This window comes from Massilia orientalis (assembly GCF_030411975.2).
GTDB lineage: Bacteria > Pseudomonadota > Gammaproteobacteria > Burkholderiales > Burkholderiaceae_D > Telluria > Telluria orientalis.
The window spans coordinates 313,074-325,293 of sequence record NZ_JASNRB020000003.1 but is presented as its reverse complement, the minus strand read 5'-3'; the positions used below and the strand labels follow the sequence as shown (position 1 = coordinate 325,293).

General features: G+C 67.6%; 13 protein-coding genes. 6 read left to right on the top strand and 7 right to left on the bottom strand.

All coding sequences use genetic code 11. The features are described 5' to 3' along the window. Position 1: 1 nt before the first annotated feature. Positions 2-337: a DUF805 domain-containing protein gene (locus tag QPK29_RS05740; RefSeq protein WP_371766308.1), complete on the bottom strand. Its 336-nt coding sequence runs from the start codon at positions 335-337 to the stop codon at positions 2-4. A gap of 141 nt (positions 338-478) precedes the next feature. Here QPK29_RS05740 and QPK29_RS05735 point away from each other — a divergent pair, with 141 nt between their 5' ends. The 3 genes from QPK29_RS05735 to QPK29_RS05725 all read left to right on the top strand — a co-directional run bounded on the left by QPK29_RS05735 (position 479) and on the right by QPK29_RS05725 (position 2,150). Then, positions 479-1,342: a hypothetical protein gene (locus tag QPK29_RS05735; protein ID WP_371770233.1), complete on the top strand. Its 864-nt coding sequence runs from the start codon at positions 479-481 to the stop codon at positions 1,340-1,342. Positions 1,343-1,361: 19 nt separating this feature from the next. Further along, positions 1,362-1,757: a nuclear transport factor 2 family protein gene (locus QPK29_RS05730; RefSeq protein ID WP_056133226.1), complete on the top strand. Its 396-nt coding sequence runs from the start codon at positions 1,362-1,364 to the stop codon at positions 1,755-1,757. A 231-nt stretch (positions 1,758-1,988) separates the two neighbouring features. Further along, positions 1,989-2,150, top strand: a complete 162-nt coding sequence (locus QPK29_RS05725; protein WP_156403668.1) for a hypothetical protein — start codon at positions 1,989-1,991, stop codon at positions 2,148-2,150. Here the strand turns inward: QPK29_RS05725 and QPK29_RS05720 are convergent. Genes QPK29_RS05720 through QPK29_RS05695 form a run of 6 tightly spaced genes read right to left on the bottom strand, consistent with a single transcriptional unit; the run spans position 2,119 to position 8,190 of the window. Further along, entirely contained in the window at positions 2,119-2,982 is an 864-nt protein-coding gene (locus QPK29_RS05720) for a DUF817 domain-containing protein (RefSeq protein WP_371770234.1), read from the bottom strand. The two genes, QPK29_RS05725 and QPK29_RS05720, sit on opposite strands and share 32 nt — an antisense overlap. 5 nt (positions 2,983-2,987) lie before the next feature. Continuing rightward, positions 2,988-3,455: an MSHA biogenesis protein MshP gene (locus QPK29_RS05715; RefSeq protein WP_371770235.1), complete on the bottom strand. Its 468-nt coding sequence runs from the start codon at positions 3,453-3,455 to the stop codon at positions 2,988-2,990. Then, positions 3,452-4,306 (bottom strand): prepilin-type N-terminal cleavage/methylation domain-containing protein, encoded by an 855-nt coding sequence (locus tag QPK29_RS05710; protein WP_371770236.1) that lies wholly within the window; start codon positions 4,304-4,306, stop codon positions 3,452-3,454. The genes QPK29_RS05715 and QPK29_RS05710 overlap by 4 nt, the downstream gene beginning before the upstream one ends. Then, positions 4,303-4,764 carry a prepilin-type N-terminal cleavage/methylation domain-containing protein gene (locus tag QPK29_RS05705; protein WP_371770237.1) on the bottom strand — a complete coding sequence of 154 codons (462 nt, stop codon included), beginning with the start codon at positions 4,762-4,764 and terminating at the stop codon, positions 4,303-4,305. The genes QPK29_RS05710 and QPK29_RS05705 overlap by 4 nt, the downstream gene beginning before the upstream one ends. Beyond that, the gene (locus tag QPK29_RS05700) at positions 4,754-5,242 is read right to left on the bottom strand and encodes a prepilin-type N-terminal cleavage/methylation domain-containing protein (RefSeq protein WP_371770238.1); all 489 of its coding nucleotides are present in this window, start codon (positions 5,240-5,242) and stop codon (positions 4,754-4,756) included. The genes QPK29_RS05705 and QPK29_RS05700 overlap by 11 nt, the downstream gene beginning before the upstream one ends. Then, positions 5,239-8,190 (bottom strand): DUF6701 domain-containing protein, encoded by a 2,952-nt coding sequence (locus tag QPK29_RS05695; protein WP_371770239.1) that lies wholly within the window; start codon positions 8,188-8,190, stop codon positions 5,239-5,241. Before QPK29_RS05695 ends, QPK29_RS05700 begins: the two co-directional genes overlap by 4 nt. A gap of 249 nt (positions 8,191-8,439) precedes the next feature. Between QPK29_RS05695 and QPK29_RS05690 the strand changes: the two genes are divergently transcribed. From QPK29_RS05690 to sigJ, 3 genes are all read left to right on the top strand, one after another. Beyond that, positions 8,440-10,608: a TonB-dependent receptor plug domain-containing protein gene (locus QPK29_RS05690; protein WP_371770240.1), complete on the top strand. Its 2,169-nt coding sequence runs from the start codon at positions 8,440-8,442 to the stop codon at positions 10,606-10,608. Positions 10,609-10,689: 81 nt separating this feature from the next. Further along, a complete protein-coding gene (locus tag QPK29_RS05685; RefSeq protein WP_371770241.1) occupies positions 10,690-11,079 on the top strand; it encodes a hypothetical protein in 390 nt (129 codons plus the stop codon). Positions 11,080-11,160: 81 nt separating this feature from the next. Beyond that, positions 11,161-12,051, top strand: a complete 891-nt coding sequence (gene sigJ / locus QPK29_RS05680; RefSeq protein WP_371770242.1) for an RNA polymerase sigma factor SigJ — start codon at positions 11,161-11,163, stop codon at positions 12,049-12,051. The last annotated feature ends 169 nt before the right edge of the window (positions 12,052-12,220 follow it).

Below are 12,220 nucleotides of genomic sequence, written 5' to 3'. Positions count from 1 at the left end.
CTCAGACCGCGTACGCCGGGGCGGCGCCGTAGCGGTTCGGGCGGCTGTCCTGGGCCAGGAACACGATCAGGACGATGATGCCGACGATCGGCACGAAGCTGATCAGCTGCCACCAGCCGCTGCGGTCCGTGTCGTGCAGGCGGCGCGTGGCGACGGCGATCGACGGCAGCAGCGTGGCGAGCGAGAACACGATCGACAGGGTCGTGCTGATCTGGCCGAGGATCATGCTCGCGATGACGAGGAACAGGAAGAACCACCAGTATTCGGAACGGCGTGCCGTGCCCTCGAAGTTGGCGTATTTCTGGAAGCAGGTCTGGATCGATTCGATGAACGTCATGGTGTCCTCGTGTTGTAAGTCCGATAGCATCGTACGCGAAAACGCACGAGACAAACTCTCCAATGTTCACGCCGCGCACGGTTCATCCGTACGTCATCCGGATGGCTTATAGTAACGACGACAACACGGATGGGAGCAAGCATGCGGTACACCCTCGCTTCGTCGGCCGGCAAGGGCCGGATCAACGAAGACGTCGTCGTCGTGTACGAGCGCGACGGTCATACGGACCTCGTGCTGATGGACGGCGCGACGCCGCTCACGCCCGAGCGCTGCGTGGCGGCCGGCGCCAGCGATCCGGCCTGGTTCGTGCGCCGCTTCGCGCAGGACCTGGGCCGCGTGCTGCGCGCGGAGGAGAGCCAGGACGCGCTCGTGCTGGAAGCGCTGGACCACACGCGCGCCGCCTACCGCGCCGCCGGCGGCCACGCCGACGTGCCGCCGTACGCCTGGCCGATCGCGACGCTCGCGTGGGTGCGCGTGTCCGACCCGGACGACGATGCCGGCCACACGCTGGACCTGTTCTGCCTCGGCGACAGCAAGATCCTGCTGCAGCTCCCCGACGGCACCGTACGCGACCTCGACCCCTTCGAGAACCCGCAGGAACAGGCGACGCAGGCCGCGGTCGCGGCGCTCGTCGCCGAAGGCATCCTCGATCCGGGCGAGCGCTGGACGCGGCTGCTGCCGATGCTGCGCGCACGCCGGCACGAACAGAACACGGCGGCAAGTCCCGCAGTCCTGTGCCTGGAGCCGCGCGGACCGTTCGCGGCGCGCAGGACGCGGGTGACGGCACCGCCGGGCGCGCTGCTGCTGGTGCTCAGCGACGGCTTGTACCGCCTCGTCGACACCTATGGCCTGCACTCGGACGGCAGCTTGCTGGACGCGTGCCGCGCGCGCGGGCTGGACGCGCTGCTCGACGAACTGCGCGCGTTCGAGGCCGGCAAGGAGGCCGTTGGACTGGCGGCGAAAACGGCGGACGACGCATCCGCCATCGCCTGGCGTTTTACGTGAAACGAGAAAGGAGAGACCGATGTCCCATGCCTGCATCGCACCGGCTGCCCTCGCCCTGATCGAGCGCTACGTGGCGGCCTACAACGCCTTCGACGTGGACGGCATGCTCGATACGCTGAGCCCCGACGTCCGTTTCGAGAACTGGTCCGGCGGCCACCTGACTGCGGCCAGCGACGGCCGCGACGCCTTCCGCATCCTGGCGGAACAGGCACGGACGATGTTCGCCGAGCGCGAGCAGCGGGTGACGGCGCTGGCGCCGCGCGGCGACACCCTCGTCGCGGCCATCGCCTGGCGCGGCCAGCTCGCCATCGACGTGCCCGGCGGGCCACCGGCCGGCACCCGGCTCGCGGTGCGGGGCGAGTCGGAATTCGTCGTGCGCGATGGACAACTCGCGCTCGTCGTCGACCGCAGCTGAGCCGGTGGGTTGCCACTCTGTCGTGGATAAAATCAGACGATCTTGTGGAATTTAACCTTGGTTAGATCTGTCTCATGGATTTGTATAGCCAGGAGGTGTAATCTGATCTTTTACCCCAGCGCAATGTAACTTATCGGGGTGGCATCGGATTGTTGGGAAATCCATTCGTGTCGCGGGTTTCTCCAACTCCATATTATGATTGGCTTATTCATAACACATGAAGGGACTTCCATGAACCAAGATGCAGGATTCCGCGTTTCCCGTTTCGAGGAACAGAAACAGCGCGCGCGCCGCGTGCGTATCGGTGTGATGATCGTGCTGTGTGCCTTGCCCGTGGCGATGGCGCTGGCCAAGACCGGCGTCACTGCTCTGGTACATGTATCCGCGCTTTGACGTGCTTGAGGTTCGCGACGATCGTGAACGTCATGATGACCAGTAGCGACCACGAACTCCACTTGCTGACGTGGACGGCCGACCAGGCGCCCAGCTGGTTCGGATAACGCCACACCCCCCAGAACGTGCCGAGGTTCTCCGCCAGCCAGATGAAGAACCCGGTCAGCACGAATCCCAGTAGCAGCGGCATGCGCCGCTCGCGGTCCAGCGGGCGGAAGCTGACGGTCGTGCGGGCGTAGAGCCCGAGCGCGACGGCCGCCAGGTACCAGCGCACATCCCCCAGCGCGTGGTGCGTGAAGAAGTTCAGGTAAATCAGCAGCGCGACGAGCGCGGCCATCCAGTACGGCGGATGGTGGCGGACCCGCAGGTCGAGCAGGCGCCACGCCTGGATGATGTAGCTGCCAACCGCCGCGTACATGAAGCCCGAGAACAGCGGCACGCCCAGCACCTTCGTGTAGGCGAAGTCCGGATAGCTCCACGACTTGATGCCGCTGGACGTCTTGAACGCCTCCAGCGCGAACCCGAGCGCGTGGAACAGGCAGATCGCCTTCAGCTCGTCGCGGGTCTCCAGCCCGCTCTTCAGCATCCACGCCTGGATCGCCAGCGCCGCCACGAGCAGCAGGTCGTAGCGGGGCACGCTGAGCAGGCCGGCGCCGGGCACCAGCAGCACGCAGGCGAAGAACAGCCCCGCGAACAGGCATGCCCGCGCTTCCTTGATCCCGAACATCAGGAATTCGAGCGCGCCGCGGCGCCAGCCCTCGATGCGGCGGGTGCGGGCGTCGGTCAGCAATGTGTCGAGCGCGGCGAGCGAGAGCGGGGCGCGGGGAAGCATGGGCTTCAGTAGCAGTCCGTGCCGTCGGAGGCGACGCAGATCGACGCCGTTCGCTTGCGCTCGACGTAGTCCGGGTTCGCGAGGTCGGCGTCGCTACCCGGGCAGACGCTGCCGTTGCAGGCCGTCGCGGTCAGCTCGAAGATGACCTTTTTCACCGTTTTCCCATCCGCCCCGAGCCCCTCGTCATACGTCTGCGTGGCGCATCCCACGTTCACCGTGAAGCCGGTGTCCTTCCTGAAGTCCGGCACGGTCTTCACGGTATCGCACGTCGCGTCCTTGGCTTTCAATTTGTAGAACGCCCATTCGAGCCCCGTGCGCGCGGCGAGGCTCGCGCGGGTGCCGAGGAAGGACTGGTTGACGGTGACCTGCTCCGTCTCCGACAGGCGCAGCACGGCCAGCGCGAAGCCGGCCAGCACGACGAGGAAGATGATGGCCGCGATGTATGCGAACCCGCCCGCGCGCCGGGCCGTCATGGCGTGTTCTCCACGTGGGCGCCCATCGTCAGCCGGGCCGATTCGCCGCCTTCGGCCAGGCCGAGCCGCAGCTGCAGGTAGCCGCTTTGCTGGGTGGCGCCCTGGCTTTCGCGGTACAGGAAGTTGCAGTCGCTGACCTTCGCGACGAGGATCGCGCCAGTCGCCGGACAGGTCTTCGCCGGCGTCGTGCTCGGTGTGTAGCCGGTGACGCGGTAGATCACGCCGGTGCCCGTCCCGGCGCCGTCCGTGCCTTGCCGGGTGCACGTGTAGGTCACGGCCCGCTCGGCCTTCGGGATGACGACGAAACGGCCGCCTTCATAGCCGGCCGGCAGCGTCGCCGGCGCGGCGAGGGTCACCGTATTCCGGCCCTGGGTCGTCGTGGCGGCGTCGGCGATGCTCTTGATGACCCAGCTGTTGGCGGGGTTGTAGACGTCGTTCCCGTTCACGTTGCCGATGAACAGGTAATCGCCTGCATAGCTGGCGTCGATGCGGGTCAGGGTGTCGAACGTATCCGTGGCGGCGTCGCGGGTGAACGGGTTGCCGGTGGCGGCATGTTCGTAGTCCGCCGCCGTGCGGAACCGGCCGCCGTCCTTCGTCGGCACGAATTCGATGCACTGGTTTTGCCCATCCGTCCACGTATAGCGCAGCGAATTCGGCACGGCCGTGCGCACTTCCCACAGGATGCGGCGCAGCGCGGTATCGGCCTGGCTCGTGAGGTTCGCGCGCTGGCGGATCGAGAGATAGGATTGCATGGCCGGCCGGATCTGCAGCACGAGCACGCCGGCGATGACGCCGACGATGACCATCACGACGATCAGTTCGACGAGGGTGAAGCCGCGCTGGCGGGTCATGATGGGTTGGTCCTCCAGCCGGTCAGCACGACGGCGCCGGCCCCCGGCATGGACACGGTGACGACGACGCGCACCGCGTCCTCCGTCGACGCGACGCCGGCCAGCGCGGCAGTCCCGGCCTCGACGCTCACCGAGTACCGCTCCAGCCCCGGAATCAGGTTGCCTTCGACGTCGCGGATGCCCGTCATGCCCTTGCCATAGCCGTTGTAGTCCCTGACGTCGTCGTAGTTGATGCGCGCCCCGGTGCCCGGCCCCGGCGCGAAGGGCTTCATCAGGATTTCTTCCATCATGTTGTCCGCGATCGACTGCATCTGCTGCACGAGGACGGGATCCACGCTGGACCGCGTCGTGGCCGTGTACACGGCGACCATGCCGCCGAGCGCGACGCCCATGATGACGAGGGCGACGATCAGTTCGACCAGCGTGACGCCGGCGCTGCGCCTCACTTTATTCAACATAGCCGGTCGCGCCTTGTACGGTGATGGTGCGGAAAGTGGTACCGCCGTTGACGGCGCCCGTGACGGACAGGCTGCCCGCCCAGCCGGCCGCGCCGCCGATGTCCGTCGTGATGCGGCCGTCCGGCTGGAAGTACAGGGTGGCCGGCAGGCTGCCGGTCGTGACCGTGAGCGCGCTGTCGCTCGTCGCATAGTCGTCGTCACCGACGCCGTTCAGCGCGATCCAGCCGTTGTTGCTGCCGTTCACGCGCAGCACGACGGCCTTCGGCCCGACGTTCGCGGACACGACGCGCCGGTGCCCCATCGCGATCTTCTGCGCGCGGCGCAGGCCGCTGACGACCTGGTCGCCGAACACGGCCGCTTCCGCCGACTTGTCGCCCGTCAGGCGCGGGATGCCGATGGCGGCCAGCGCGGCGATGATGATCATCACCACGACCAGCTCGACGATCGTGAAGCCGCCGCGACGGGCAGGGCGTGTCATCGGAACACCTCGCGCGTGTGGATGATGCGCTTCGTCTCCGGCGCGTAGACGCCGAACGTGGCCAGCGCGGACGGGTCGACGCTGCCGGCGGCGGCGCAGGAAGCGTCGGCGCTGCGCAGGAAGGCGAGGGCGGCGCCGGTGCTGGTCGTCATGCCCGCGCCCCGGCTGGCGTAGCAGGACGTGTTGGCGGCCGTCGTCCCCAGGTTGAGCGCGAACGGCACGCTGACGTGGGCGGCGACGTTGGGCGTCAACGTGAGGTCGGCCTTGCCGCCCGTGAATGCCGGCGACAGCGTGGACGCGAGCGTGAGACCCGGCACGGCCGTCCCCGTCGACACGATGCCGGCCGGCAGGGCGGTGGTGGAGTCCTCGGCGTTCACCATCCACATCTGGCCCGTGTAGTACTCGATCGACACGGGAATCCTCAGCAGGGTCCCGGCGGGGCCGAACCGGCTGGGCAGGCGGATGCGGCCGCTGCGGACCAGCAGCGTCGGTTCGGCACCGGCCGTGGCGGGAAGCGCCGACGAGCTGGCGGGGTATTGTTCGGCGGGCAGATCCTCGGTCGCGCGCACGCGCAGGCGGGTCTGCGCCGTCGGCGATTTCGTGAAGGTGTAGCTGCCGGCCCATGTGGCGACGCCGGCCTTGAAGTCCGCTGCCCGCAACTGCGCCTTGCCCGCGAGGTCGGTAACCAGGTAGCCGGGCGAGCGGCTGAAGGCGCCGCCGGCCGCCAGCGCGCTGCCGTCGGCGTTCAGGCCCGTGAACACGACGTTGCGCGCATTCGTGGTGTCGTAGTTCTGCGTGACGCCGTTCTGCAGGTTGCGCGCGGTGACCGTCAGCCTGATCGCGGGTTCGCCGGAATAGTATTGCGCCAGCGTGCCGCCGTAGAAGGCGGAGGTGCGCTTCCAGTCGGTATCCGTGTCGAACGTGAAGTAGGCCGGGCTGAACGTGCCGACGCCGCCGGCGCATCCCGTGGTGGCGCTGCCGGTCGCCGCGGTGGCGGGCAGCAGGCCCGTTCCCAGGTAGCCGGCGCCGTTGGCGAGCGATGCGACGAGGTCGATGCGGCCCGTTTCGCTCCACGTGGCCTTGAGCGTCTGCACGCCGGCAAGGATGGACGAAGGCGTCTGCGCGAGCAGGCCGTTGCCGTTGCTGGGCTGGCACGTCACCGGCGCCAGCTTCGCGCTCTCCGCGATCTGCTCGCGGCCGAAGTTCCGGGTCACGGCCGGGGTGGACGCGGCATTCAGGGCCGTCACCGTCGCCGTAAACTCCTTGCCCGCCACGTAAGGGACATTGGCGTTCGCCAGCGCGAGCGTGAACGCCTTGGGCACGAACGTCGCCTTGACGTTCGCCGACGGCGGGCTGCCGGCGCCGCTGTCGGTCGCCTTGACGGTCACCTCACCGGCGTCCGCGTATTGCAGCGGCACGCTCGCCTTGCCTTCCTCGTTGAAGGTGAGCTTGACGGTCGCGCCGGTGCCGTCGCAAGCCGCCGCGGCGTTCTGGCCGCTGTTAAGAGGGATATCTTTCAGTCGGACGGGCAGCGTACCGCTCGCCGGATTGCTGTAGGCGCAGGTGAACTTGATGTTGCGATCCACGTTGTTGAACAGCGGCACGCACGTATTCTGTTTCGCGTCGTAGCGCACGGCTGCCATCGTGAGCTGCGGGGGCGAGGGGGCCTCCGCGTAGGCGGCGTCGGCGCTCATCGTCATCGTGTACGCGGAACTGGCCACGGCGACCTTGCAGTCGGCGGCCTGGCTCGTGTCCGTGCGGACGCACGTGGTGGCGTTGGCCGTCGTCGCGCCGGACACGCCCAGGGTGAACGTGCCGGCCTGGGTCCAGCTCACGGCCGCCTTCACGCTGCCGGACGTGGGGATCGCCACGGACTGGCCCGTCGGGGCCAGCGTCACGGTGGCGCCGCCGCCGTACGTGGCCGTGCACGCCTGGTTGGCGCAGGCGGTGATCGTCACCGACGACGGCGCGCACACGCTGCCCGCCGGGTTGTAGTTGATGAGGAAGTGATCCAGCGCTACGACGTTGCCCTGGCAGCGCGGTCCCAGGGACGTGTTCACGTCATAGCCGCTACCGTTCTGTACGCAGTCGCACTTGCCGGTGGTGGTGCCGCCCGAGCAGTAGATCGTCTTCGTCACGCGGCCGTGCCAGTTGAAGATGCCGCTGTCGATCGTCGCATTGCCGTAGATGGTCGCCTCGGACGAATCGAGCGTCAGCGTGCCGGCGGTCACGTCGCCCGTGACGCTGTCGGACGACCCCAGCTGCAACGACGTCGTCGCCGTGATGTCGCCCTGGACGGAGGTGTTGGACGGCATCAGCCGGACGACGGGCGCCGTCACGTCGCCCTTGACCGTGCTGCCGGAGGCGAGGGTAAATGACCTGGTCGCGACGATGTTGCCGTTCAGGGTGACGGGCGAGTTCGTGGTGATCGTCGCACCGCTGATCGGGCCGTTGATCGTCGCATGCGAGGCGACGTTGACGGTGCCGGTGGCCGTGATGCTGCCCGTGAGGTTGAGTGTGGAACCGGTGCCCAGGTTGGCCGTGACGGCCTGGATGTTCGCCGTCAGCGTCTGGTTCTGCGCGCCCACGCTGAACACGTCGCCCGCGATCAGCGTGCCGCCCGTGATCTTGAGGTTGTTCGTGGCGACGCCGCCGATGTTCAGGTCGCCTGTGCTCATCAGGACGGCGCTGCCGCTCATCGTGAGGCCGTGGTTGTAGCCGAACGTGGTGTCGGCCGTGATCTTCACGGTATAGCCGCTGGCGATCACCATGCTGTCGTCCCCGGCCGGCAGCGGCAGGCTGGGGCAGGTATAGACGGCGCCGGACAGCGTGCAGTTGCTCACGGGGCTGCCGCCGCCGAACGTGTAGAGGTTGCCGGCGGATGCGGGGCCGCCTGCCGCGGACAGCATCAGGACAAGCAGCAACAAATAAAGTCGGCGCAGGAACATGTCTCGGCGATTATATCTTGGCAGAACACGTATTTCGTCAAATCAATACTGCATGAGGGTCGCCTGCCACACCGGCCCGCGCGAAGCGTTTCAGGAAGAGGGCGTCCGGGTCATTTTCGCGGGTCTCGATGGTGCGATGCAAAAGTGACAAACGCCGCAATTCCGGATAGCATAATTCGTTAGTCTCTCGAACTATTCGATCCGAACGCTGCCACGCCCGCGCGTATTGACGCAATCCTCTGCCCACTCATGATGTCGCCCACACCTCTTTGCCTCGCCATCGCCGCCGCGCTGTCCTGTCCCGCCGCCGCGTTCGCACAATCCACCCAGCCGGCCGACAAGGGCAAGGCCCAGGACAAGCCGGTGCAAAAGGTGGAAGTGAAGGGCTCGGCCAGCACCTACGACCCGCGCCGCGACGACACGGCCAGCAAGACCGTGCTGTCGGCCGAGGAGATCCGCAAATACGGCGACGACAACATCTTCGACGTGTTGAAGCGCGCGCCGGGCGTCACCGTCACCGATAAATCGATCAAGATGCGGGGCCTGGGCGCCGGTTACACGCAGATTCTCGTCAACGGCGACCGCCCGCCGCCCGGCTTTTCGCTGGACGCGCTGACGCCGGACCAGATCGAGCGCATCGAAGTGATCCGCGCCGCCAGCGCCGAGTATTCGATGCAGGCCATCGCGGGCACCATCAACATCGTGCTGCGCAAGCTCGTCAGCAAGCCGCAGCGCGACCTGCGCCTGAACGCGACGCGTTCGCCGTTGCAGCGCAGCGGCACGATGGGCGGCACGTGGGGCGACAAGGTCGGCACCCTGTCGTACTTCGTCAACGGCTCGCTGTTCGGCGGCCACAACGAGTTTCATTCGCGCGGCGCGGACCAGCTGTCGCTGCCGGACGGCACGCTGGCGCAGTCGCGCCTGACCCGCTACGACGGCGGCGGCGCCTACCGCGGCGGCGTCCTGTTCCCGCGCCTGAACTGGAAGATCGACGCGGACAACGAACTGAACCTGTCGGCCGGCCTGCAGGCGAGCAGCCATGCGTGGTCCGGCTTCTCGCACAACGAGAATCTCGCCGGGTCGTTCGGCAATCCGGACTGGATCGACATGCCGGGCCGCACGTCGGGCGACCAGTGGATGATGCGGGGCGAGATCGGCTGGGTCGCGAAGGTGGCCGGCGGCAAGCTGGACGTGAGCCTGGCGGGGGAGCGCAGCCGCGACGAGAACGACAACGACACGGATTATTATTCGGCAGGGCGCGCGCGCCACCTGCTGCGCGACTGGGACACCGTGTATCGTCCGCGCCGCATGTCGTTCCGCGCCAAGTTCGCGCGCTCGCTGTTCGACGGCCATGCGCTCGCGACGGGCATCGATGCGAGCCGCCAGCGCAACGAGGACTCGCGCGACCGCGTCGACCAGCAGGACGGCGCGCCCGCCACGCACGTGCTCGAGGCCTACCAGCCGCAGGTCACGCGCCTGGCCGGCTATGTGCAGGACGAGTGGAACATCACGCAGCAATGGTCGATGTACCTGGGCGGCCGCTGGGAGGGCGTGGAGACGGAGAGCGCCGGGACCGGCGTGCCGGAGACGACGTCGCGCAGCCACGTGCTGAGCCCCGTCGCGCAGACCTTGTACAAATTCCCCGACAAGAGCGGCCGCCAGCTGCGCCTCGCGCTCACACGCACGTACAAGGCGCCCACCGTCGACCAGCTGACGGCGCGGCGCTACCTGTCCGCGCTGAACACGCGCTTCGCGCCCGATTCCAGCGGCAATCCGGGCCTGAAGCCGGAGCTGGCGAACGGCGTCGACGTCGCGTTCGAGCAGTACTGGACGGACGGGGCGATGGTGTCCGTGCGGGGCACGCAGCGCCTGATCAGCGACTATATCCGCACGCGCCTGGACCTCGATCCGGACGGCCGCTGGATCTATCGCCCGCTGAACGACGGCGACGCGCGCGTGCATTCGCTCGAGGCCGAGGTCAAGCTGCCGCTGCGCGTGCTGAACCAGGCCGCCGCCGGCTTCGACATGCGCGCGAGCGTCACGCGCAACTGGTCGGAGGTGTCGACCGTGCCCGGCCCCGACAACCGCCTCGACGGGCAGACGCCGATGTCGGCCAACGTCGGCCTCGACTACCGCCGCGATCGCCTCAGCTTCGGCGCCAGCATGGCGTACCAGCAGGGCGGCTGGGTGCGCGTGTCGGACGCGCAGATCCGCCACGCGCACACGCGGCGCGACGTCGACGCGTATGCCGCGTGGAAGCTCGATCCGCACCTGCAGCTGCGTTTCACGCTCAACAATATGCTGGGCATGGACGGCGAGTCGGAAAGCGTCTACGAGGACGCGGGCGGGCTGTCGCGCCAGGCCAGCTGGCAGCAGGGCGCCACGCGCGTGGGGGTGAATCTCGAGCTAAAGATGTGACGAGGAAACGGATGTTCCGCCCGTTACGGTTTGGTACAAATTCCAAACGTACAGACGAGTTACGGCGGTTAGCATTGCCGCATGAACTTTACTTTTTCGTCATTGGAGCACGGAACCTGTGTCGTCAAGCTGTGGGCGACGGGCCGTTACGGGTTTTCCCTGCCGAAGAAAGTCGACATCACCACGCCCGCCGGGGCGTCGTGTACGTTCCTCTACATTAACAAGATTGAAAAGCGGCTCAGCATGAAGGCGGAGCCGGGCAACCGGATGATCGTCCGGATCGCCATCGGCGCCTTCCTTGCCGGCGCGCCACCGGACGGCGGCACGGTAGAGATCGATCCCGACATGCCGCCGTATGCCGGCAAACTCACGCCGGTGCGGCTGGACGCGCCGCGCGCACCGATGCGGGTGCGGCCGGGAAAGTCGCATGCCCGCACCCGGCTGGATGCCGAGTGCGGGACGCCACCCTGACAGATCGGGGGGTTATGCCGCAGCGCTGACGGCGCGTACAATCGGCGGTCACAAAACGCGTGCCTCATCCGTCTAATGGATATGGATACCCAGACCGCCACGCCGCTCGACGATTTCGTCCGCCTCCGCCCCCGCCTGTTCGGGATCGCCTACCGTATGCTGGGCGTGCGCGCCGACGCCGAGGACATCGTCCAGGAAGCCTGGCTGCGCTGGCAGAACGGCGGCAGCCTGGAAGCGCGCACGCCGGAAGCGTGGCTCGTCACCGTCGTCACCCGGCTCTCGATCGACCGGCTGCGCGGTGCGCTGACGGAGCGCGAACGTTACGTCGGCCCGTGGCTGCCCGAGCCGCTGGTGGAAGACACGGCGGCGTCGCCGGAAAGCGCCCTGGAAGCGGCGGGCGACCTCTCGACGGCCTTCCTGCTGATGCTCGAACGGCTGGCGCCGGAAGAGCGCGCCGTGTTCCTGCTGCACCAGGTGTTCGATTTCGATTACGCCGAGGTCGCGGCGACGGTCGGCAAGACGGAAGCGGCCTGCCGCAAGGTGCTGCAGCGGGCACGCGAGCGGGTGCGGGCGGAACGGCCCCGGTTCGCCGTCAACCGCGAGCTGCACCTGGAATTGCTGGGGCGCTTCGTGCAGGCGGCCCGTTCGGCCGACCCGGCCCAGGTGCAGGCGCTGCTGGCGGCGGACGCCACGTTCACGGGCGACGGCGGCGGCAAGGTCAAGACGACCGTCAGGCAGGTGGTCGGCGCCGACCGCGTGGGCCGCCTCGTCGCGGGCATCGAACGCAAGTGGTCGAACGCCGACACGCGCCACGACATTATCACCGTCAACGGGGCGCCGGGCGTGCTGACCTGGCGCAACGGCATGCCGGATGCGATCACCTCGATCCACATCGAGGACGGCCGTATCGCCGCCATCTATGTCGTACGCAACCCGGACAAGCTGGGCGGACTGGCCGGCCTGCGTGCCTGATCGGTATCTTTTTGTCAGCGCGCAACATACTTTCCTGATAACAGTCAGAGGAAGCGCAGATAGTCAAAAAAAACCCGGTTTCTTACTTATGCATGGCGCAAACGGAGGTATGCTGGCGGTCGGCGCAACGCTACCATGGTCAACTCTTCGAAGGCGCGTAACCAGATGG

Bases quoted from the DNA above. Each gene is read 5' to 3' on its own strand.
- QPK29_RS05740 (WP_371766308.1), bottom strand. From the start codon at position 337: ATGACGTTCATCGAATCGATCCAGACCTGCTTCCAGAAATACGCCAAC.
- QPK29_RS05735 (WP_371770233.1), top strand. From the start codon at position 479: ATGCGGTACACCCTCGCTTCGTCGGCCGGCAAGGGCCGGATCAACGAA.
- QPK29_RS05730 (WP_056133226.1), top strand. From the start codon at position 1,362: ATGTCCCATGCCTGCATCGCACCGGCTGCCCTCGCCCTGATCGAGCGC.
- QPK29_RS05725 (WP_156403668.1), top strand. From the start codon at position 1,989: ATGAACCAAGATGCAGGATTCCGCGTTTCCCGTTTCGAGGAACAGAAA.
- QPK29_RS05720 (WP_371770234.1), bottom strand. From the start codon at position 2,982: ATGCTTCCCCGCGCCCCGCTCTCGCTCGCCGCGCTCGACACATTGCTG.
- QPK29_RS05715 (WP_371770235.1), bottom strand. From the start codon at position 3,455: ATGACGGCCCGGCGCGCGGGCGGGTTCGCATACATCGCGGCCATCATC.
- QPK29_RS05710 (WP_371770236.1), bottom strand. From the start codon at position 4,306: ATGACCCGCCAGCGCGGCTTCACCCTCGTCGAACTGATCGTCGTGATG.
- QPK29_RS05705 (WP_371770237.1), bottom strand. From the start codon at position 4,764: ATGTTGAATAAAGTGAGGCGCAGCGCCGGCGTCACGCTGGTCGAACTG.
- QPK29_RS05700 (WP_371770238.1), bottom strand. From the start codon at position 5,242: ATGACACGCCCTGCCCGTCGCGGCGGCTTCACGATCGTCGAGCTGGTC.
- QPK29_RS05695 (WP_371770239.1), bottom strand. From the start codon at position 8,190: ATGTTCCTGCGCCGACTTTATTTGTTGCTGCTTGTCCTGATGCTGTCC.
- QPK29_RS05690 (WP_371770240.1), top strand. From the start codon at position 8,440: ATGATGTCGCCCACACCTCTTTGCCTCGCCATCGCCGCCGCGCTGTCC.
- QPK29_RS05685 (WP_371770241.1), top strand. From the start codon at position 10,690: ATGAACTTTACTTTTTCGTCATTGGAGCACGGAACCTGTGTCGTCAAG.
- sigJ (WP_371770242.1), top strand. From the start codon at position 11,161: ATGGATACCCAGACCGCCACGCCGCTCGACGATTTCGTCCGCCTCCGC.